Raw genomic sequence first — 19,221 nt, forward strand, 5'->3', positions numbered from 1 at the left:
TTCCACGGCGTATCTGTATACTTAGCTGGGTAAAAGTTAGCTAGGTAAATAATTGACGGGAGGAATGTGTCACCGTGTACGGACACAAGGTGAATCAACTGGGCAGGCGTTTTTCCAAGACGCTGAACGAACGGCTGACCCCGCTGGGTCTGTTCACGGCCCAGTGGGCTGTCGTCGTGCGGCTGCTGGAAGGGCCGGCCACGCAGACGGAGTTGTGCCAATACCTGTGCGTGGAAGCGCCAACAATGACCCGCACGCTGGCCCGGATGGAGCAGGCAGGATGGATCGAGCGGCACAGCGGTGCGGACAAACGGGAGCGGCGGGTGGCACTTACGGAGAAGGCCCGAGCGATGGCGGACGAGTGGATGCGCGCATCAGACTTCGTCGAAGCGAAAGCCGTGCGGGGAATTTCCGCCGACGAGCTGGCTGTGTTTTCTAGCGTGATAGATCGCATGATGAAGAATTTGAGTGAATCGTAGAAAGAGCCGCAGCAGGCGGCAGGAGATAGGAGAGGAGCAGAGATTGCGATGAAGCGAAAACAGGCAGGGTTGAGGCGTGCGGGGGTTTTCGGCGCCAAGCTGGTGCTGTTTGTCGCCGGTCTGATGGTGCTGGCGCTGGGCGCCGTGTCGTTGATGCGCGCCGCGGTGGGCGTCGCCACCTGGGACGTGCTGCACATCGGGTTGGCCGGGCTGACGGGCTGGTCGATCGGCACGTGGGTGCAGATCGTCGGCATCGCGATGATCGGCATGGCGTGTGTGCTGGACCGTCAGTGGCCGCGTATCGGCAGCGTCGCCAACATCCTTTTGATCGGCTATTTTGTCAACGGATTTCTCGACGCCGGGATCGTGCCGACGTTTTCGGCCTTGTGGGCCCGGTTTGCCCTGTTGCTTGCGGGGATTGTGCTGATGGGGATCGGGTCCGGCATGTACGTGGCTTCCGGCATCGGGGCGGGGCCGCGAGACGGGCTGACGCTGTCCCTGGCTCGGCTGACCGGCCGGTCGATCCGGCTCGTCCGCACCTTTCTGGAAGGGATTGCACTCTTGTGCGGCTGGCTGGCAGGCGGTCCCGTCTCCGTAGGGACGTTTGTCTCCGTGTTCCTGATTGGTCCGGTCATGCAGGCCTCGCTCGGCTTTTGGCGCGGTCAGGTGCAGCGCTGGGAACGCTGGGGCGGGGAGCAGTCGGGACCGCAGGCGATTCCCCGTGTTCAAGGCCAGGCAGAGCGCGCCTCCTGATTGAAAAGCGTCAAAGAAAAAGCGTTTTGGCGATAGAAGCCAAAACGCTTTTTTGCTGGGCGGTGCCGTGCTCTGCTATTGTTGTCCCTGCAGGTCTTTTACGCCGCTGTACACCAGGTTGAACAGGTCCTCGATCTGTTCCTCCTCGATGCAGGAAAAGGCGATGCGCAGATCGGTGTCGCCCAGAGCGATCGTGCCGACGCCGTATTTCTCCAGCAGGTGCGTGCGGAGCTCTTCTGCGTTGACGGTTTTCAATTTGAGGCACATGAAGTAGCCGGAGTTGAACGGATAGTAGGTCCAGGCGTCGTCAAACCGGCCGCTGTCCAACAGCTCTTTGACGCGGTTGGCCCGGCGCTTCATGATCTCAAATTTTTCCTGCTTTTGCGCCTGGAATTCCGGGGCGTTCAGCGCATGCAAAACAAAGGTCTGCGACGGATGCGGACCGCTGGAGATGGTCGCCCGAATGATGCCGAGCGTTTTCTGTTCCAGTGCGGCCAGTACCGCATCGTTGGCTGCGCCGTACGTGATAAAGCCGACGCGGAATCCCCAGACGTATTCCTCCTTGGTGGCGCCGTCCACCTTTACCGGCAGCACGCGCGGATGCAGGCCGCACAGCTCGGCAAACAGGGATTCTCGCATCGAGTCTTCGAAGAACAGGCTGAAGTACGCGTCATCCGTAACGGCCACGATGTTGATACCGGCTTCGGCCGCTTCCTTCAGTGCGGCAACAATCTGCTTGCCTTCCTCGATGCCCGGCGTGTACCCTGTCGGGTTGTTGGGGAAGTTGAGCACGACGATGGCCTTGCCTTTTTCCTTTTGCGCCAGGATGGCATCGCGGAGGCCGGCTGCGTTAAACTTCATGTCCGCGTTGTAGAGCGGGTAGTAGACCAGTTCTGCTCCACGGCGAATGGAGAAGGTGAGCTCGTAGTTTTCCCAGTTTTTGTCCGGCAGAATGACGGCGTCTCCCGGCCCGGCGAACAGATCAGCGACCACGCTCAGCCCGTGGGTCAGCGCATTGGTGACGATTGGATTGCCAAAGGTTTTATCCGCAAGCGACGGATGTTCCTCGATCATCTTTTTCCGCCATGCCGCACGCAGTTCCGGTTTACCCGCGGGCGGGGCGTACTCGTACAGATCCTTGGGATTGTAGGCGGACAAGGTGCTTTGGATCACGTCCAGATGCATCGGTTGGCCATTTTCCAAGGCAATTCCAATCGTGGCATTGTATTTGTGCCCTTTTGCCTTGGCTTCGGCAGACTGGCTGAGTATGCCTTCCTTGGGAAAGTAGATGAGCTTGCCCAGGTCGGACAGCATGGCAAAGACGTGCGGATTTTCTCGCTGAAGCGTATCGTTGAGCTTTGCTGCCAATGAATGCATGGTTTCCTCCCTCTTCGTTTCCATCATCAATCATGTTTACCATTAAAGATAGCGCATATAAGTGTGTTTGTCGATTGAAAAAACGGACGGAAGCCGGCGCAGATCAATTGACGGATGTCAGGTGCATTTGTTACGGTGAATACACGACAGTCTCAAACGAGAGGGGAACCGATATGGCAGAACGGCTCATCGTAAAATTGGGCGATCCGATCCTGCGGCAAATCTCGAAGCCAGTGACTGCCGTCACGAAAAACGTGGAAAGAATCTTGAACGACATGGCGGACACCATCTACGCCGACGAGGGCAGGGCAGGCTTGTCCGCAATCCAGATCGGCATACCGAAGCAGCTGGTCGTGATGGACTGCGGTACCGGCCTGGTGGAGCTGATCAACCCGCGGATCGTGGAAAAAAAAGGTGCAGAGATAGGGGCCGAAGGGTGCTTGTCCATTCCCGGCGTGGTCGGCAGAGTGAAACGGGCCACGTACGTGAAGGTAATAACGCTGAACCGGGCGGGCGAAGAAGTGGTCCTCGAAGCGGAAGGCTATTTGGCCCGCTGCATCCAGCACGAAATCGACCATCTGAATGGCATCCTGTACATCGACTACGTCAACGTTCTGTATGATGCCAGCACCGGCAAGCGGCTGAAACCCGAGGCCGCCAATCCGATTCTCGCGCATAAACGCCCATTGATCCGGTATTAGCGGTCTGCCCGGCATTGACGAAACGAGCGATGCAGCTGACGTCGCCGGCAAAAAAGCCGTGCCTCTCATGCGAGAAGCACGGCTTGCTGTTTCCATTGTTCATCGTTTATCCGGTAAATTCCTGCACCCAGTAACCATTGTAGTACGCCACGCCAATTTTCGTGAAGTTCGGATTCAAAATATTGGCGCGATGGCCTTGGCTGTTCATCCATTGCTGCATGACTTCCTGCGGGCTGCGCTGACCCATTGCGATATTTTCGCCGGCCGTTCTGAACGTGATGCCGTATTGTTTCATCATGTCAAACGGAGAACCGTAAGTCGGGCTGGTGTGGCTGAAGTAGCGGTTTTGGTACATGTCGACCGCTTTGTCCATGGCCACTTTGGACAGGGCGCTGTCCAGCGTCAGCGGCTTCAAGCCGGCTTTCGCGCGCTCCTGATTCACCAGGTCGGCCACCTGCTTGGCAAATTGAGAAACGGACGGTGCCGCTTGTTGGGCCGGTGCTTTCGGCTGGGTCACAGCATTGTTGTTGGCGGGAGCTGTCTGATTTTGTGCCGGTTGTTGCACCGGTTTATTAACAATTACCGGTTTCTTCACGATTACCGGCTGCTTGACGGTTACCGGCTGTTTCACAGTAGTCGGTTGTTTCACAATGACCTGGTTGTTCACGGTCCAGATAGGGGTAATGCTCCGTACCTTTTGGTAAAAATCGGAATATTGAACCAATTGTTTTTGGCTGGTGATCGATTGGTACGGGCACGTCGCGGCAAATGCGGACGTGGAAATGCTGGTTACGGCCAATCCCATAGCGATGGCAAGAATCGGCTTGGCAAATCGTTTCATGTGCACATCGTCTCCTTTTCTTCGCCTACGAGGTTAGTTGTCGGGTTAGGATTGAGGAGACAACCCTTTGCCATGCGGCAATTCACCCCATGCAGACCGTCGTCTGCAAAAAAAATCCCCCGCACTTCCACTCTCGGAAGTTTCGGCTTGTTTTTGGCTCGCTTACGAGAATAACAAAGATACCGGAAAAAAGGAACCTTTAAAATATGGAAATGAGATGGAAACGACGGTCACTTAGCGCCCGCCGTGCCCGCTGTTATCGGCCGTATAGCAATCTCGGATTTGCAACCATACTAAATGGGAAACCAACATGGGAGGCGATCAGCGATGGACAAGCAGACAGATGTCAATGTGGAACTGCAGCAGGTGGGCGCGTATCCGACCAAGCAGAAAATGCACCAGCAAAACGTGACGCTGCTGGATGAGAAAGAGCGCGAGACGACACCGACGAAGCAGCCGTCCAGCGAAAATACGCAGGGCTAATCAGGCAATCAGTCCGCGAATTGATACCAACAGGAAGTCATGGTACAAAACGGTTATCCTGCCCAGACGGGATAACCGTTTTTTTATGACGTTCGTGGACGTTCGTGACAAACGGCGCAGGCATGTCGAGGTGCTCTCGGCCATGCTGCCATCATAAAGAACATGTATGGAAGTACCAGAATGTTCTTGTTATCAGAAGCATGGATGATATAATGAAAAAGCTGCCATTTTTGGGAGGTGTAGCATGAACGGACAAATCGAATGGCTGCGAAGCAAAAGTCCCGCACTTCGATCAGCAGTCGGCTTCGAGCCGATCACCAATGGGTTTTCGACAGACAGAAAATATCTGGTCCAGATGGTGTCGGAAGAACGGCGAATCCTGCGCATAGCAGACCAGAGCAACTGGGAGCGGAAGCGGTCGGAGTTTCATATTCTCCACGCCCTGCAACCGTTCGGAGCGAGCATTCCGCAGCCGATTGAATACGGGATATCAGAGGACCTGCAGATTTGCTACATCCTGTTGTCCCATATCGACGGAGAGGTCGCCCGGGACATGCTGCCTCTCTGTACGGAAGAAGAACAGTTTTTTATCGGATGGCAGGCGGGTCAAGACCTGAGAAAACTGCACCAGCTTCACGCGCCGTCCGGCATCCCCGCCTGGAATTCGCGAGCCGTTCAAAAACACGCGAGATACCTCGAAGCGTATCGCACTGCTGGCAGTGCCATACCGCACGACGAGAAAATCATGGCGTTTGTGGAAGTAAACAAGGCGTATCTGCGCAAGCGGCCAAACCGGTTCCAGCACGATGATTTCCACGTGGGCAATCTGATCGTAAAGGACAAGCAATATGCCGGGACCATCGATTTCGACCGGTTCGATTGGGGAGATCCCATCTGCGACTTTTGCAAGCTGGCCTTGTTCAGCAGAGAAGTAAGCGTCCCCTTTTGCTTCGGACAGATTATCGGATATTTTTACCCACGCAAGATCCCGCCGGAGTTTTGGACGTTGTACGCGGTATACGTGGCGATGAGTCTGTTCTCCGCCGTGGTCTGGACTGCCCAAATGGGTCATGAGCAGCGTCAGGAGATGCTCGGCAGAGTGCAGCTCATTGCGGAAGATCACCTGTATTTTGAACGCATGGAACCGGTGTGGTTTTCACAAGATCGAGACAAGTGGGAAGCGTTCGCGCAGTCGCATTGTCAACATTGAAGAGGGACACGCAGTCCTGGAAAGGAAGGGGAAGCAAATGGCGGATGTGGCAGTGTTTCAGCAAAACGGATTTCACGCCCGTTTTGATTGGGGGTATGAAGGGGTGAAAGCCTTGGCCCCTGTTTCCGACATCGTGGTGATCGTCGATGTGCTCTCGTTTACGACCTGTGTCGATGTGGTCCTCGCTCGGGGCGGAGTGGTGTATCCATATCGCTATCGGCATGCGTCCGCCTCGGAGTACGCAGCCAGCGTACAGGCCGTATTGGCCGGTAAACGCGGCGAGCCCATCTCGCTGTCTCCCGCTTCGCTCTCTGCGATTGACGAGGGGTGCCGGATCGTACTGCCGTCGCCCAACGGAGCCACGTGCGCCTTTTTGGCAAAGGACAGCGGCGCGATTGTGGTGGCCGGCAGTTTGCGGAATGCCTCGGCGGTGGCCCGGTTCATCCGAAATACAGGGGGCATCGTCACGGTGATCGCCAGCGGAGAGCGGTGGCCGGACGGCAGCCTCCGTCCCGCATTCGAGGACATGGTTGCGGCAGGGGCGATCCTCGGAGAACTTCACGGATACCGGCTGTCACCGGAGGCCCGCCTGGCTGTCGCTGCCTTTGACGCCGCCAAGTCGGAGATGTACCCGCTGCTGTGTGAGTCTGCCTCGGGACGGGAGCTGATCGCGGCGGGATTTGCCGAGGATGTGGCGATCGCTTCCGTTTGGAATGCCAGCCAGGTGGTTCCCGTGCTCAATCGCGAAGGGGCATTTGTTTCCGGATATTAAACATTTGTTTAAAAAATTCCTTCGTCTCACTCGCAAACGCTCCTCAATCATGATCTGCATCGTTGTGACAAACACGGACGCAGGGCCTCACTGTGCCATGTGGCCTTGCTCAAATTGATTGAACAATCACATATTTTTAATTATTCGATTACGTCAGAAATGTTGATTTACCAATGTTTTTTTTTACTTGCACAATTGTCTTCGCGAAGAAAACATATTACAATACAATTACTTCAGCGCGAAGCAGAAGGAAAATAGTGTACAATTTTTCTCACTATTAGGAATGCTGAATAAAAATGGTACTGTCAAAAAACGGGATACCTGCCGCGTCATCGCGGACGAAAGGAGTGTCCCGCAGCATTCCTGAAAAGACAGCCGGTGTTGGCAGAAAGGAAAGAGGGAGCGACTAGTGGCGAACAAGGAATTGAAGCGGGGCCTGCAAGCGCGTCATATTCAAATGATCGCGTTGGGCGGAACAATCGGAGTTGGTTTATTCATGGGCTCGGCGAGCACGATCAAATGGACAGGCCCGTCCGTGATGCTCGCGTACGCAATTGTCGGGATTTTTATCTTTTTCATCATGCGTGCAATGGGGGAAATGCTGTACCTGGAGCCCAGCACGGGATCATTTGCGACCTTTGGACACAAGTATATCCATCCCCTGGCAGGTTATGTGACGGCCTGGAGCAACTGGTTTCAGTGGGTCGTCGTCGGGATGTCGGAAATCATCGCCGTCGGGACGTACATGAAATACTGGTTCCCGGATTTGCCCGCCTGGATACCAGGGTTGATCGCGATGCTGATCCTCGGTGCGGCAAACCTGTTCTCCGTGAAATCGTTTGGTGAATTTGAGTATTGGTTTGCCATGATCAAGATTGTGACCATTGTCTTGATGATCGTTGCCGGGTTTGGACTGATTTTCTTCGGTTTTGGCAACGGAGGAAACGCCATCGGGTTGTCTAACCTGTGGGAACACGGCGGATTCTTCGCAGGCGGCTGGACAGGCTTTTTCTTTGCGCTCTCGCTGGTGATCGGGGCTTATCAAGGGGTGGAGCTCATCGGGATTACCGCCGGTGAGGCAAAAGATCCGCGCAAAACGCTGACAAGTGCGATTCAAAGTATCATTTGGCGGATTCTGATCTTCTACATTGGTGCGATCTTTGTAATTGTAACCGTTTACCCGTGGGATCAACTGCAGTCGATCGGCAGCCCGTTCGTGGCAACCTTCGCGAAAATCGGGATTACGGCCGCAGCAGGGTTCATCAACTTTGTCGTCATCACTGCCGCCATGTCTGGCTGCAACAGCGGCATCTACAGTGCGGGTCGCATGCTGTACACGCTGGGGGTAAATGGACAAGCGCCGAAATTCTTTACCAAGCTGACCCACAACGGCGTGCCGCTGCTCGGAACGCTCGGCGTTCTCGTAGGGCTGGCCGTAGGTGTTGTCTTGAACTACCTGGCACCGGAAAATCTGTTTGTCTATGTATACAGTGCCAGTGTGCTGCCCGGCATGGTTCCGTGGTTTGTGATTCTGATCAGTCAAATCCGCTTCCGTAAGGCAAAAGGCGCCGAGATGGCACAGCATCCGTTCAAAATGCCGTTTGCACCGGTATCCAACTATCTGACGATTGCCTTCCTGCTCATGGTGCTGGTAGGGATGTGGATCAATCAAGAGACGCGCATCTCTCTTGTGGCGGGGCTGGTCTTCCTGGCTATTGTCGTGATCAGTTACTTTGCGTTTGGAGTGGGCAAGGCCAAAACCACGACGCAGGCGGAAGCCCATGAGGAAATCGCGTAAGAACGGATATGCGGTTAACGAAAAACGAAAAATCGATCTGTAAAGAGGGACATGTAAAAATGTCCCTCTTTTTTATGTTTATGCTCGCAATCAAAAAATAACTTGACTAAATAACTTAACCGGGGTTAACCTTTTAACTGAAGTCAAAAGATCAAGTGGAGGGATTAGCAAATATCCGGATTGCAGGAAAAGATACAACCGGAAGCTATCGGAAAAGGAGGGCAGAACCAACTGATGGGTAAAAAGGTGCCACTGCGTGAGCTCAAAAAGGCGAGGTCGAAAATCGCGCTTTTTCAGGCCAGTCTCGATCTGATCGGCAAAAAGTCGTTTAAAGACGTGAAGGTGGAAGACGTATGCGAAAAAGCGGAAGTCTCGAAGGTCACTTTTTTTAAATTTTTTCCGCAAAAAGAAGACGTACTGATTTACTTCATGTGCTTGTGGCTAACGGAGCGTATGATCGAACTCAAGCTGCATCCGAAACGGGGTATCGAGGCGATCCGTCATCTGTTTCAACACGTTGCCGCAGACGCCAGGGAAAGGCCGGGACTGATGCTGAGCTTGATCGGGTTTATGACGGAAGTAAACATGCACCCCCATATGCCGACCCTCAGTGAAGCGGAAATCCAGATTCTGTATCCCGACAAAGAAACGCTTGTTGACGCGGAAGCGCCCAATCTCGGTGCGTTGTTTACTCAGTTTATCGAGGAAGCGAAGGAAGACGGGGACATACCGGACCACCTGCCGACGGATGACCTGGTGAAAGCCACGTTCACCATTTTCTACGGCGCTTATCTTACCGCGCATCTATACAACTCTGATCAATTTATGGAGTTTTATGACCTGCATTTGCAACTATTTCTGTCAAACGGAGTGTACAGGTGAAGATGAGAAAAATATGGATGGGAGTCGCGTCTGTACTGGCTTTGGTCGTTTCCGCGTATGCGATTGTGCAGTTTGTCGTGTTTAACCCGAAAAGCGCCGGGCTGGTACAGCTGCATTTGTTGGATAAAGAGTTTCCTTATACACAGTGGGTCAATTTCCTGTATCTGCATGCCGTCGGATCGGCGATCGCTCTGGCCGTCGGGCCGTTGTTGTTCAGCACGCGGCTTCAGACAAAACACCTGCGCCTGCATCGCCAGTTGGGCAAACTGTATGTATTGTCGATCGGGGTTGGCGGGGTCTCCGGCATCTACCTGGCCTTTGAGGCACTCGGAGGGGTGATGAGTCAAGCGGGATTCCTGGCGTTGGACGTGGTCTGGCTGGCGGCCACCTATCTCGGGTACAAACGGATTCGTCAAAAGCAGGTCGAGCAGCATCGGGAATGGATGCTGCGCAGCTACGCGCTGACGTTTGCAGGCGTCACGCTGCGGTTCTGGCTCGGTTTGCTGGGGATGCTGACCATCCCGGTTGAAAGCCTCTCACAATCCGACTTGCTGTTGGGTGACTTTAACCGCATCTACCGGATTGACGCCTGGTTGTGCTGGGTCCCCAACCTGATCGCTGCCGAATGGCTGATCCGCAGGCGGCGCAAAAGCGGAGCCCAAGCGCGCTTTCCGCTTGCCGACTGACATGCGGCACTCCGATTTTCCTGTACGAAAAACAAGGATTGGATGGAAATGGGGCAGTCGTGTTTTTTGTTCATGCAGGGTATGCTATGTGTCATATACAATAAAATCCAGTAGGAAAGGGGTTGTTCCCCATGACAACGCACCGCAAACCCAATCAATTGGCCAAAGAAAAATCACCGTATTTGCTTCAGCATGCCTACAACCCCGTTGATTGGTATCCGTGGGGAGAAGAAGCGTTCACCAAAGCCAAACAGGAAGACAAACCCATCTTCCTCAGCATCGGCTACTCCACCTGTCACTGGTGTCACGTGATGGAACGCGAATCGTTTGAAGACGAAGAAGTGGCCGCGCTGCTGAACGAAAAGTTTGTCGCCATCAAAGTGGATCGGGAAGAGCGACCGGATGTGGACCACATCTACATGACGGTCTGCCAGGCGATGACCGGACAGGGCGGATGGCCGCTGACCATTGTGATGACGCCGGAGAAAAAGCCGTTTTTTGCCGGGACGTATTTTCCCAAGTCGGCCAAGTGGGGACGGCCGGGCGTGATGGACATTCTGCGGCAGCTTTCCGAGGTCTGGGAGAATGACCGGGGACGGATCGACCGCAGTGTGGACCACATTTACAACACACTGGCGCCGCAGATGGCCCGGACCGCTCCGGGGACGCTGAGCCGGGAGACGTTTGGGAAAGCGTTGGAGCTGTACAAACAGCAGTTTGACGACATCTACGGGGGCTTTGGCGAAGCGCCCAAGTTTCCCACGCCGCACAACCTCATTTTCCTGCTGCGCCACGCCAAGGCGGCGGGTGAGACGGAGGCGCTGCAGATGGCGGAAACCACCTTGGAGCACATGCACCGCGGCGGCATTTACGACCACGTGGGATTCGGATTCGCCCGCTACTCCGTAGATCAAAAGTGGCTGGTGCCGCACTTTGAAAAGATGCTCTACGACAACGCGCTTTTGGCCTACGCGTATCTGGAGGCGTACCAGGCCACCGGCAAACGCGACTACGCCCGCGTCGCCCGCGACATTTTCACCTACGTCCTGCGCGACATGACCGACCCGGACGGAGGCTTTTATTCGGCGGAAGACGCCGATTCGGAAGGAGAAGAAGGCAAATTTTACATCTGGACGCCGTGGGAAGTGCGCGATGTGCTGGGTGATGAACTGGGGCAGCTTTACTGCGAGGCGTATGACATCACGGAACACGGCAATTTTGAAGGACGCAGCATCCCCAATCTGATCGGGACCGATCTGGATGCGTTCGCCCGCCGCCGGGGAATGACTGTTGAGGAATTGACGCAACGATTGGAAGAAGCCCGCCAGAAGCTGTTTGCCCGACGGAAACAGCGGACCCATCCGGGCAAGGACGACAAGATTCTGACGTCCTGGAACGGCTTGATGATCGCGGCGCTGGCCAAAGGGGGGCTGGTGCTGGGAGAGCCTGCATATCTGGAGGCGGCGGAGCGGGCATGTGAGTTTATCGAGAGCAAACTGCGCGACGCCAACGGCCGTCTGCTGGCTCGCTACCGCGACGGAGAAGCGGCGTATCTCGGCTACGTGGACGACTACGCTTTTCTCATCTGGGGGCTTACGGAATTGTATGAGGCCGGACAGGAGCCGCAGCACCTCAAGCGGGCGCTGGAGCTGGCCGATGATCTGCTCCGCCTGTTCTGGGATGAAGAAAACGGCGGACTGTTCTTCTACGGCAGTGACGGCGAACAGCTCATCGCCCGACCCAAAGAAATATACGACGGCGCGACTCCTTCCGGCAACGGCGTCGCCGCCTACACCTTCCTGCGGCTGTTCTACCTGACGGGACGAAGCGATTTGCGCGACAAGGCGGAGCGCCTTTTGACGACATTTGCGGGGAGCATCAATCAGTACCCCATCGGGTACAGCTTTTCCCTCTTGGCGATGCAGCTGCTCCTGCATCCGGTGCGGCAGGTGGTTATCGCGGGCCCAAGAGACGATGAGCGAGCGCAGGCGTTTCTCCAGGAGACGCGCAGCGGTTACGCCCCGTTCACAGTGACTGTGCTGCACGATCCGACCGAAGAGCTGGGCAGCATGGCCGAAGTGGTCCGGGACAAAGTGATGCAGGGAGGCGAAGTGACGGCCTACATCTGCGAAAACTTCGCCTGCCGCGCGCCGATTACCGATCGGGAACAGTTCCAAGCAGAGCTGGAGCAGACGCGCGCGTGAGGGACCATTCCTGAAAACGAAAAAGAATTGACAGCTACCACATATTACTATATAAAAGAAGCCTCACCGACTGGCTGAGGCTTCTTTTTTTCTCCTATTCAAATCAGAAACATGGCCACCAGCGTGGTCACCAGCAGGCCGATCACGACCGGGTAGAGATTGCGCCGCGCCAATTCGAACGGATCGACTCCGCAGATGGCGGCAGCCGGAAGCAGCGCCCACGGGATAATCGTGCCGCCGCCCACCCAGATGGCGGCGATTTGCCCGAGTGCTGTCAGCGTCGCCGCTCCGCTTCCCAGTGCGGTCGCAAACAGTTGGGCAAGGGAACCGGCCAGCGTGATCCCGGAGAACCCTGAGCCATCCAATCCTGTGATGACGCCGATCGTCGTCAGGGCGAGAGCGGCCACCTCCTTGCCAATCGGGATGGTGTGTGCGAGAGCGACGCCCAGATCGTTGACGATCCCATGGGAACCGTTCGGCAGCATCTCGCCAAACACGCTGACGAAGCCGCTGTCACCCATGTAGAAAAACGCAGCGATGGGGATGACGGGACCAAATACGCGAAATCCGAATTGGAATCCTTGGATCAGGTGAGCGGTTACCTGTTCCAGACCAGCCTGTCTGTGGGCCAGCACGGTGACCATTAACAGGATCAACAGCGCGGTGCCGCCGACCAATGCGGTGGCGTCGCCTCCTCTCAGATCCAGCGCGAACATGGCCACGACATCCAAAAGAAACAACAGGGGAACCAGCGTCGCCAGCCCGCTGCGCAGCACGGGCGAAAGCCGGACAGGTGCGGTGTCGCGAGGCGCGGAGAGTATGGCTGATGCTTCCGGATCGACGCGAAGTGCTCCGCTTTTCATGTCTTTATTCAGGTACCAAAACGCGGTCAGAGTGGTAACCGTCCCCATCACGATGACCAGCGGCACGCTGGCGGTCATCACTTCGGCGACGGGAAGGCCGGCCGCCTTTGCGGTGAGCGTGGGTGCACCCTGGATGATAAAGTCACCGGACAGGGCGATGCCGTGACCAAACAGGTTCATCGCGACGGCTGCGCCGACAGCGGGCAGCCCCACACGGAGAGCGACAGGCAGCATCACCGCGCCGATCAGCGCCACAGCTGGCGAAGGCCAGAAGAACCAGGACATGATCATCATGACAATGCCAATCACCCAGTATGCCAGCGCCGGCGTCCGCACCAGCGAGGCCAGCGGCCGGATCATCGTTTCGTTGATGCCCGTCTCGGTCAGCACGCGGCTCATCGCTACGATGATGCAGATGACCAGAATCGTCGGCAGCAGTTCCGTTATCGCGTATATGAAGCTGCCGAACACGCCACCCACCGCCGCCGATATTGAACCGGTAGCCGTCAGGCCGAGCGCGGCGATCCCGGCGATGCAGATGAGACTGGTATCGCGGCGGAGCACCATGGTGGCGATAATGCCGATTACGAACAGGACGTACACCCCGTGGAGCCAGGACAGTTCAACACCCATGCCCATCCCTCCTTCTCGTGTGTCGGGCAAACCTCTCTTGTTCACACACTATGCGGAGGTACAGACATGGGTGATAGCGGATTCTATCTTACAATTTTTTACAGTTTACTATAGTAGAGCACGCGCCACACTTCCCACATCCAGTGATGGGTGACGTGGTCCAGCTCTTCTGTTCGGCTCAGGATTTTAAAAATCCGTTCCATCAGATGATTGTATTCTTCATCAGACAGGTGAAGCTGGGGCATGACGATCCTCCTTTTGCATGTTTTGCTCTTGTTGGATATTGTTTCCAACACACACCTTCCATCATACGCGCGTGCCGCCGCGTTCATGCCAGCCGCCGTACCCCGCGTTCGTGCATTGGCTTGTGTGGTCCGATCAGGATGTATACACTACAGGTAGAGAGTGCCAACCGATACCAATCACATCTTGCACGAGGAGGGGGAACGGCGCAGCACGTCTGCCGTGACAGCACGATTGCGCCAGCGATGATGAACAAGTCAATCCCATTGACACACAAATTGGAACAAGCAGTCGAACTACTGGAGCGCCGTTTTCTCGAACGAAGCGAGCTGATCCGTCTGCTGCTGTTGGGCATCATGAGCGGAGAGAACGCCCTGCTGATCGGGCCGCCGGGTACGGCCAAATCGCAGATGGCCCGGGCCGTCGCTCAACTGTTCGGCTCCGAACACTGGTTTGAATACCTGCTGACGCGATTCACCACGCCCGACGAAATTTTCGGCCCCGTGTCACTGCAGCAGTTAAAACAGGACCAGTACGTGCGCAAGACAGCAGGCTACCTGCCGTCTGCCCAATTTGCCTTTCTTGACGAAATCTTTAAAGCCAACAGCGCGATCCTCAACTCCCTGCTCTCCATCCTAAACGAGCGCGTCTATTTCAACGGGAGGGAAAAAGAGGCGGTGCCGCTGCTGTTTTTAATCGCTGCGTCCAACGAGCTGCCGGACGAGGATGAACAGTTGACCGCGCTGTACGACCGCTTTCTCATCCGCTACGAGGTGGGCTACCTGCAGCAGGCCTCCAGCTACGAAAAAATGTTTTCACTGCCGAGCGAACCGCTGCCGGTTGTCTTTTCCCTCCATGACGTGAAGGACATCCAGCACGAAGCGTCCCGGGTCAGCATCCCGGAATCGCTGATCTACTTCCTCTACCGCTTGAAGCAGGACATGGAAGCAAAGGAGTTCGTCCTCTCTGACCGGCGATGGAGCAAGATTGCCCACGTCTGGAAAACATCGGCCGCCCTTCACGGCCGTGAAAGTGTCTCGATCTGGGATACGGTGTTTACCCCGCACATGCTCTGGGACGTGCCGGAAGATTTGCCTGTATTGCAGGAACTGTTTGACCAGCGCTTCACCGAACAGTTGAAAGCAGACATGGAGCACGACTTGCCGCTTCGCCGTTCAAAGCAGACCGCTGAAAAGTGGATGGAAAAAGAAGCCGATCTGCATGCGTTTCAGTTTAAGAAAGAGATCGGGGCCAAACTGGGAAAAGAGGCCGCCGAGCACTACCGTTCGCTTCTCGACGAATGCCGGTTGGAGCTGGAAGAGACCGGCCGCGACCTGCGCAACCGCCTGCTTCAGTGGCAGCAGCGGGAGCAGGATCTGACCGCGTTCGTGCGGGAGAAAAACCGACTGCTGCCCAATCCGGAAAAATACACAGTCAAATACGCCCATCTGCGCATTGAAGGTGAGCGAATCCTGCAAATGCTGCAGGGCATCTACCGTACGGTATTTGACCGGGAACTTCCCGGCACCGAATACGATTACACGCTGTAGGAAGGCAGGATGCAATCGCATGATCATTCGTGCCAGTCGGGTCGACCGCTACTTGTTTGATGCGTACCAGTACTCGTCGCGCACAGCGCGCGAATGGATGGAAGAAGCCAAAGCGCGGGCGCCGTGGTTCGACCGCGAACTGTTGGCCGATTTTTTCCTGGCGTTTTATCTTGTCCATCCCGAACTTGACCAGACGAAAGACGCACCGCCGTTTCACCGCTGGATGGTGCAGACGCTGATGAAACAGTATTTTTACCGGATGATCCACCCGCGGACGGCAGGCAATGAGAGCGCCGCCTTCAAGACGGCCATCAAGGCGCTCATGTGGCTGACGGCGTCATACGCGGAAGAAGTAAAACGCCGGGAGCGGGAACAGCAGCTGACGCCCTTGGTCGCCGGACTTCAGCAAAAGCAGGGACACGAGGGCAGAGAACAGGCCCAATTGTCCGAGCTGCTGACGGAAAAACAGGTTGCCAAACTTCAGCTTGTCGGCTACACGCTGCAGCAGGGCAAGCGCATGGTAGAGGACAAACAGCAGGCGATGGATACCCGGCCGCTGGTGGAAGCGGAGATCCGCTCCCTGAAAGCGCGCATTCAGGAACTGCGGGAAGAGATGCGGGTGAATGTGACCAAGCGCCCCAAGCTGCAGCAAAAAGTCAAAAAGCTTGAGGACGAGCTGGGCCAGCGGGAAAAACAGCGAGAGCGGCTGTCCAGGCAGGAACGGGAGGCCGTGGCCCAGTTGGAACAGGAGCTGGGGCAGTGGCTGGACCGTTCCCTGAAAGAGACGCTGTCGCAGGAATCGGACGACACGTTGTTCGTCCATGAGCTGCTTACGGCCAGCCAGAGCTTTGCCAACCGCCGCTGGGGGCATGAGTTGGGCAAGCTCCGGCGCCAGAGCTTTGAACAATATATGAAGTGGCTGGAAAAGTTGAAACGGCATCCGGACCTGGTTGATTTCCTTAACGAGGTGGGGCGCAACGTCCATCACGTCCGGATAAAAAGGAAGCAGATGCGCTCGCGGCGGCTGCCGGAAGAATACTACGATCTGAGGCAGTCGGGCGACATCGCTCACATGCTGCCAAGCGAAGCCGGCCTTTTGGCCGATGCGGATTACGAGACGTATTTTCTGCTCAAGTGGGTAGAGCAGAAGCTGATGACGTACGACACTGTCGGATGGCTGGAGGAGCCGCCCAAAGGTCCCGTGATCTGCATGCTGGACACTTCCCATTCGATGCGGGGGAGCAAACTGCGCCTGGCCCAGCTGTTTGTCATGACGTTTGCCGCGCTCAGCCTCCTGGAAAAACGAGACTTTTTGCTGCTGCTGTTTGGCGCAAAAGGAGAACTTCGCGAACAGGCCCTGTACCATCGGCGGCCGGACTGGCCCGCGTTTTACGCGCTGGCGCAAATGGCTTTCGGGGGCGGAACGCACTTTGATGCGCCCATGAAGCGGGCGATTCAAATCGTGGAGGAGAACCAGCAGTTTCGCGGGGCTGATTTCGTCATGGTGACGGATGGGGTGGGCGGCCTTTCCCTGTACGTGCGCGAGATGCTGGCCGATCTGGCCAAGCGCAAACAAGTGCGGCTGCACAGTCTCATCGTAGGCTCGCCCCGTCAACACCTGGTCCAGAAGTACGACATCCTGGGGGTCTCCCACCGGGTCCGCTTTGCCGCGACATGGGACTGCCAGGAAGAAGAGAACACCCGTTTGCTTCTCGATGTATTTGAGGAACGATACAAATCGTGAACAACCGCCGCGCATGTTAATTGAAAAAATCCCGGACCCTTATTCAAAAGGGCCGGGATTTTTCGCGTGCACGTTGGCGGTACGACTGCTCCGAGCGTATTCTTGCTCTGTCCTCGAGCTGTCACCATCATGGCAGACGGCGCTGTCGTGACTCAGCTTACCCTGCTGACCAGCGTGCGGCCAAACTCCAGTTCGGCAAACTTTTCACGAACGCGCTCCGGATCGTATTCCCATTTTGCCGCTTCGAGTGAAAAGTCGATCGGCGCATCGCGGAAAATCGTCGCCAGCTTTTTGCTCAGATACACCTGTTCGCGGTGTTCTTCCAGTTTGGCGCGCATTTTGGGCGTGCATGCATCCAGATTGGCGTACAGTCCGTCCAGCGAGCCGTGGGCGGCAATCAGCTTGACTGCCGTCTTCTCGCCGATCCCCGGGCAGCCGGGAATGCAGTCGGAGGCGTCGCCCATCAATGCCTTTACGTCGACGACCTGTTCCGGATTGATCCCGCGGACGGCCAGCAGGCTGGCGGGTGTGTAGTGTTCGTGCTTGCCGCCATTTTTCAGGATTTTCACGCTGACCTGCTCGGACAAAAGCTGCAGACTGTCATAATCACCGGTCGCGATGACCACCTGATGTCCCTCGGCCTGAAGCCGCGTGCTGACAGTGCCGAGAATGTCGTCTCCTTCATATCCCGGGATGCCCAGGTTGGGGACGGAAAATGCATCCGTCACCTCCTTGACCAGATCAAACTGGGGGACCAGTTCCTCGGGCGGTGCCACCCGGTTGGACTTGTATCCCTCGTACCACTGACAGCGAATCAGGGTTTCCCGCGCAGCCACATCCCAGCCGACGGCGACGTGGGTGGGGCGCACCAGATCGATGTAGTCCAGCATCATTTTCGTAAACCCGTAGACAGCGTTTGTATAAACGCCTTGTGAGGTCTGCCGATACCCGCCCGCCCAGGCGGAGGCGTAAAACGCACGAAACAAAAAACTCATACCGTCAATGAGCAGTACTTTTTCGGGGTGGTTCACAAAAACGCGACTCCTCTCGTGTCCAACTGTCTCGCCCCATTATAACACAAAGCGTACGATCAACCTTGACAGATTTTACATCGACGAACACTGCATGGATGCGTTCAACGGAGGGATGATAGTAACACGAGAGAGCCAGAGTTGCTCTCACTCCACCGCCTCTCGGTCTCAACGGAGAGAAGCGGCTTCGCTGGCGGTTCAACCCCGTCCCGGGAGAAAACTTGTTATGAAGGAGGAATCACACGTGGCAAACAACACTGGTGGATCCAACAACCTGGTAGTTCCTCAAGCAAACGCAGCGCTTGACCAACTGAAGTATGAAATCGCTGCTGAATTCGGCGTAGTTCTTGGCCCTGACACCACCTCCCGTCAAAACGGTTCTGTAGGTGGCGAAATCACCAAGCGTCTGGTAAGCTTTGCTGAACAACAACTGGCTGGTCGCAGCTAACATCTGACAAAAAGCAAATAACTGGATGAACGAGGCCCCGGACAGGGGCCTTTTCTTTGCGTGTGCGTGGTGTACCCGCCCTTTCTTTTTCTCCCGGTGTAAACACACAATCATATTCCGGGACTAGTCATATGGTGTAGGGAACAGGCAAACTAACCATGGCTGACGGAAAGGAGTGACGTCCGGGAATGAAAAAGAAAGAAGTAAAACGCCTGCTGCGGGACAATCCCGATTTCAAGGCGTGGCTGATGCAGGACGCTGCTCGCATCTCCAGTATCCGCTCCAATCCTGAAAAGGCAGGGGAGCTGTTCAGGCGCTGGAAGGACCGAAAAAAAGGGAAGATTGACTTTACCTCCATCTCGCAGAAGACAAAACGGGCAAGCGAGATGCTGACGAACATGACATCCATCATGGAGATGATGGCCGATTACAACAAAAGACAGGCGGAGCAGGAACAATAGGAAGGCTGGATGGTTAGCCTTCTTTTTCTTTTTCCTTTCCCGTATTCTTTTGGTATACTGGA

Annotated in this window: 19 protein-coding genes and 1 riboswitch; of the genes, 14 read left to right on the forward strand and 5 right to left on the reverse strand. The window is 55.9% G+C overall.

The features are described from left to right. Positions 1-74 precede the first annotated feature (74 nt). Together KDN35_RS01930 and KDN35_RS01935 are read left to right on the forward strand one after the other, a co-directional pair. On the forward strand, positions 75-479 hold the full coding sequence (locus tag KDN35_RS01930; RefSeq protein ID WP_171564827.1) for a MarR family winged helix-turn-helix transcriptional regulator: 405 nt from the start codon (positions 75-77) through the stop codon (positions 477-479). Between the two features lie 48 nt (positions 480-527). After that, on the forward strand, positions 528-1,232 hold the full coding sequence (locus tag KDN35_RS01935) for a YczE/YyaS/YitT family protein (RefSeq protein WP_212131954.1): 705 nt from the start codon (positions 528-530) through the stop codon (positions 1,230-1,232). Between the two features lie 75 nt (positions 1,233-1,307). Here the strand turns inward: KDN35_RS01935 and KDN35_RS01940 are convergent, their stop codons facing one another. Continuing rightward, entirely contained in the window at positions 1,308-2,609 is a 1,302-nt protein-coding gene (locus KDN35_RS01940) for an aminotransferase class I/II-fold pyridoxal phosphate-dependent enzyme (RefSeq protein WP_171564828.1), read from the reverse strand. A gap of 173 nt (positions 2,610-2,782) precedes the next feature. On the opposite strand from KDN35_RS01940, the gene def reads away from it, so the two are divergent. Beyond that, complete coding sequence (def, locus tag KDN35_RS01945) at positions 2,783-3,310, forward strand: peptide deformylase (protein ID WP_171564829.1); 528 nt, start codon at positions 2,783-2,785, stop codon at positions 3,308-3,310. Between the two features lie 106 nt (positions 3,311-3,416). On the opposite strand, the gene KDN35_RS01950 is transcribed toward def, so the two are convergent. Further along, positions 3,417-4,151 (reverse strand): CAP domain-containing protein, encoded by a 735-nt coding sequence (locus KDN35_RS01950; RefSeq protein ID WP_171564830.1) that lies wholly within the window; start codon positions 4,149-4,151, stop codon positions 3,417-3,419. Positions 4,152-4,158: 7 nt separating this feature from the next. Beyond that, positions 4,159-4,309: riboswitch (cyclic di-AMP (ydaO/yuaA leader) on the reverse strand. A gap of 169 nt (positions 4,310-4,478) precedes the next feature. Between KDN35_RS01950 and KDN35_RS01955 the strand changes: the two genes are divergently transcribed. The 7 genes from KDN35_RS01955 (at position 4,479) to KDN35_RS01985 (ending at position 12,186) form a co-directional block, all read left to right on the forward strand. Then, the gene (locus KDN35_RS01955; protein ID WP_171564831.1) at positions 4,479-4,634 is read left to right on the forward strand and encodes a hypothetical protein; all 156 of its coding nucleotides are present in this window, start codon (positions 4,479-4,481) and stop codon (positions 4,632-4,634) included. A 244-nt stretch (positions 4,635-4,878) separates the two neighbouring features. Next, a complete protein-coding gene (locus KDN35_RS01960) occupies positions 4,879-5,844 on the forward strand; it encodes a phosphotransferase (protein WP_171564832.1) in 966 nt (321 codons plus the stop codon). Positions 5,845-5,881: 37 nt separating this feature from the next. Beyond that, positions 5,882-6,616, forward strand: coding sequence for a 2-phosphosulfolactate phosphatase (locus tag KDN35_RS01965; protein ID WP_171564833.1), 735 nt, complete (start codon positions 5,882-5,884; stop codon positions 6,614-6,616). A 409-nt stretch (positions 6,617-7,025) separates the two neighbouring features. Next, a complete protein-coding gene (locus tag KDN35_RS01970; protein ID WP_171564834.1) occupies positions 7,026-8,414 on the forward strand; it encodes an amino acid permease in 1,389 nt (462 codons plus the stop codon). Positions 8,415-8,660: 246 nt separating this feature from the next. Further along, positions 8,661-9,296 (forward strand): TetR/AcrR family transcriptional regulator, encoded by a 636-nt coding sequence (locus tag KDN35_RS01975; protein ID WP_349290947.1) that lies wholly within the window; start codon positions 8,661-8,663, stop codon positions 9,294-9,296. A 2-nt stretch (positions 9,297-9,298) separates the two neighbouring features. Further along, positions 9,299-9,982, forward strand: a complete 684-nt coding sequence (locus KDN35_RS01980; RefSeq protein WP_171564836.1) for a DUF2306 domain-containing protein — start codon at positions 9,299-9,301, stop codon at positions 9,980-9,982. Positions 9,983-10,113: 131 nt separating this feature from the next. Further along, on the forward strand, positions 10,114-12,186 hold the full coding sequence (locus tag KDN35_RS01985; RefSeq protein ID WP_212131956.1) for a thioredoxin domain-containing protein: 2,073 nt from the start codon (positions 10,114-10,116) through the stop codon (positions 12,184-12,186). Positions 12,187-12,284: 98 nt separating this feature from the next. Here the strand turns inward: KDN35_RS01985 and KDN35_RS01990 are convergent, their stop codons facing one another. Both KDN35_RS01990 and KDN35_RS01995 read right to left on the reverse strand, forming a co-directional pair. After that, positions 12,285-13,682, reverse strand: coding sequence for a hypothetical protein (locus KDN35_RS01990; RefSeq protein ID WP_212131957.1), 1,398 nt, complete (start codon positions 13,680-13,682; stop codon positions 12,285-12,287). Between the two features lie 98 nt (positions 13,683-13,780). Next, a complete protein-coding gene (locus KDN35_RS01995; protein WP_171564839.1) occupies positions 13,781-13,927 on the reverse strand; it encodes a hypothetical protein in 147 nt (48 codons plus the stop codon). 246 nt (positions 13,928-14,173) lie between these two features. Between KDN35_RS01995 and KDN35_RS02000 the strand changes: the two genes are divergently transcribed. Both KDN35_RS02000 and KDN35_RS02005 read left to right on the forward strand, forming a co-directional pair. Continuing rightward, the gene (locus KDN35_RS02000; protein WP_212131958.1) at positions 14,174-15,475 is read left to right on the forward strand and encodes an AAA family ATPase; all 1,302 of its coding nucleotides are present in this window, start codon (positions 14,174-14,176) and stop codon (positions 15,473-15,475) included. A gap of 19 nt (positions 15,476-15,494) precedes the next feature. After that, the gene (locus KDN35_RS02005; protein ID WP_212131959.1) at positions 15,495-17,219 is read left to right on the forward strand and encodes a hypothetical protein; all 1,725 of its coding nucleotides are present in this window, start codon (positions 15,495-15,497) and stop codon (positions 17,217-17,219) included. 152 nt (positions 17,220-17,371) lie between these two features. On the opposite strand, the gene KDN35_RS02010 is transcribed toward KDN35_RS02005, so the two are convergent. Continuing rightward, positions 17,372-18,250: a 5'-3' exonuclease gene (locus KDN35_RS02010; RefSeq protein WP_212131960.1), complete on the reverse strand. Its 879-nt coding sequence runs from the start codon at positions 18,248-18,250 to the stop codon at positions 17,372-17,374. 244 nt (positions 18,251-18,494) lie between these two features. Here KDN35_RS02010 and KDN35_RS02015 point away from each other — a divergent pair, with 244 nt between their 5' ends. Further along, on the forward strand, positions 18,495-18,698 hold the full coding sequence (locus KDN35_RS02015; protein ID WP_304414317.1) for an alpha/beta-type small acid-soluble spore protein: 204 nt from the start codon (positions 18,495-18,497) through the stop codon (positions 18,696-18,698). Between the two features lie 188 nt (positions 18,699-18,886). Further along, positions 18,887-19,159, forward strand: a complete 273-nt coding sequence (locus tag KDN35_RS02020) for a hypothetical protein (RefSeq protein ID WP_171564843.1) — start codon at positions 18,887-18,889, stop codon at positions 19,157-19,159. The last annotated feature ends 62 nt before the right edge of the window (positions 19,160-19,221 follow it).

The organism is Brevibacillus sp. NL20B1, from assembly GCF_018195675.1.
Classification (GTDB): domain Bacteria; phylum Bacillota; class Bacilli; order Brevibacillales; family Brevibacillaceae; genus Brevibacillus; species Brevibacillus aydinogluensis.

Excerpts from the sequence above, each read along its gene's own strand:
- KDN35_RS01955 (WP_171564831.1), top strand. The coding sequence starts at position 4,479 with ATGGACAAGCAGACAGATGTCAATGTGGAACTGCAGCAGGTGGGCGCG.
- KDN35_RS01980 (WP_171564836.1), top strand. The coding sequence starts at position 9,299 with ATGAGAAAAATATGGATGGGAGTCGCGTCTGTACTGGCTTTGGTCGTT.
- KDN35_RS01935 (WP_212131954.1), top strand. The coding sequence starts at position 528 with ATGAAGCGAAAACAGGCAGGGTTGAGGCGTGCGGGGGTTTTCGGCGCC.
- KDN35_RS01960 (WP_171564832.1), top strand. The coding sequence starts at position 4,879 with ATGAACGGACAAATCGAATGGCTGCGAAGCAAAAGTCCCGCACTTCGA.
- KDN35_RS01965 (WP_171564833.1), top strand. The coding sequence starts at position 5,882 with ATGGCGGATGTGGCAGTGTTTCAGCAAAACGGATTTCACGCCCGTTTT.
- def (WP_171564829.1), top strand. The coding sequence starts at position 2,783 with ATGGCAGAACGGCTCATCGTAAAATTGGGCGATCCGATCCTGCGGCAA.
- KDN35_RS02005 (WP_212131959.1), top strand. The coding sequence starts at position 15,495 with ATGATCATTCGTGCCAGTCGGGTCGACCGCTACTTGTTTGATGCGTAC.
- KDN35_RS01985 (WP_212131956.1), top strand. The coding sequence starts at position 10,114 with ATGACAACGCACCGCAAACCCAATCAATTGGCCAAAGAAAAATCACCG.
- KDN35_RS01995 (WP_171564839.1), bottom strand. The coding sequence starts at position 13,927 with ATGCCCCAGCTTCACCTGTCTGATGAAGAATACAATCATCTGATGGAA.
- KDN35_RS01950 (WP_171564830.1), bottom strand. The coding sequence starts at position 4,151 with ATGAAACGATTTGCCAAGCCGATTCTTGCCATCGCTATGGGATTGGCC.
- KDN35_RS01940 (WP_171564828.1), bottom strand. The coding sequence starts at position 2,609 with ATGCATTCATTGGCAGCAAAGCTCAACGATACGCTTCAGCGAGAAAAT.
- KDN35_RS02000 (WP_212131958.1), top strand. The coding sequence starts at position 14,174 with ATGAACAAGTCAATCCCATTGACACACAAATTGGAACAAGCAGTCGAA.
- KDN35_RS01990 (WP_212131957.1), bottom strand. The coding sequence starts at position 13,682 with ATGGGTGTTGAACTGTCCTGGCTCCACGGGGTGTACGTCCTGTTCGTA.
- KDN35_RS02020 (WP_171564843.1), top strand. The coding sequence starts at position 18,887 with ATGAAAAAGAAAGAAGTAAAACGCCTGCTGCGGGACAATCCCGATTTC.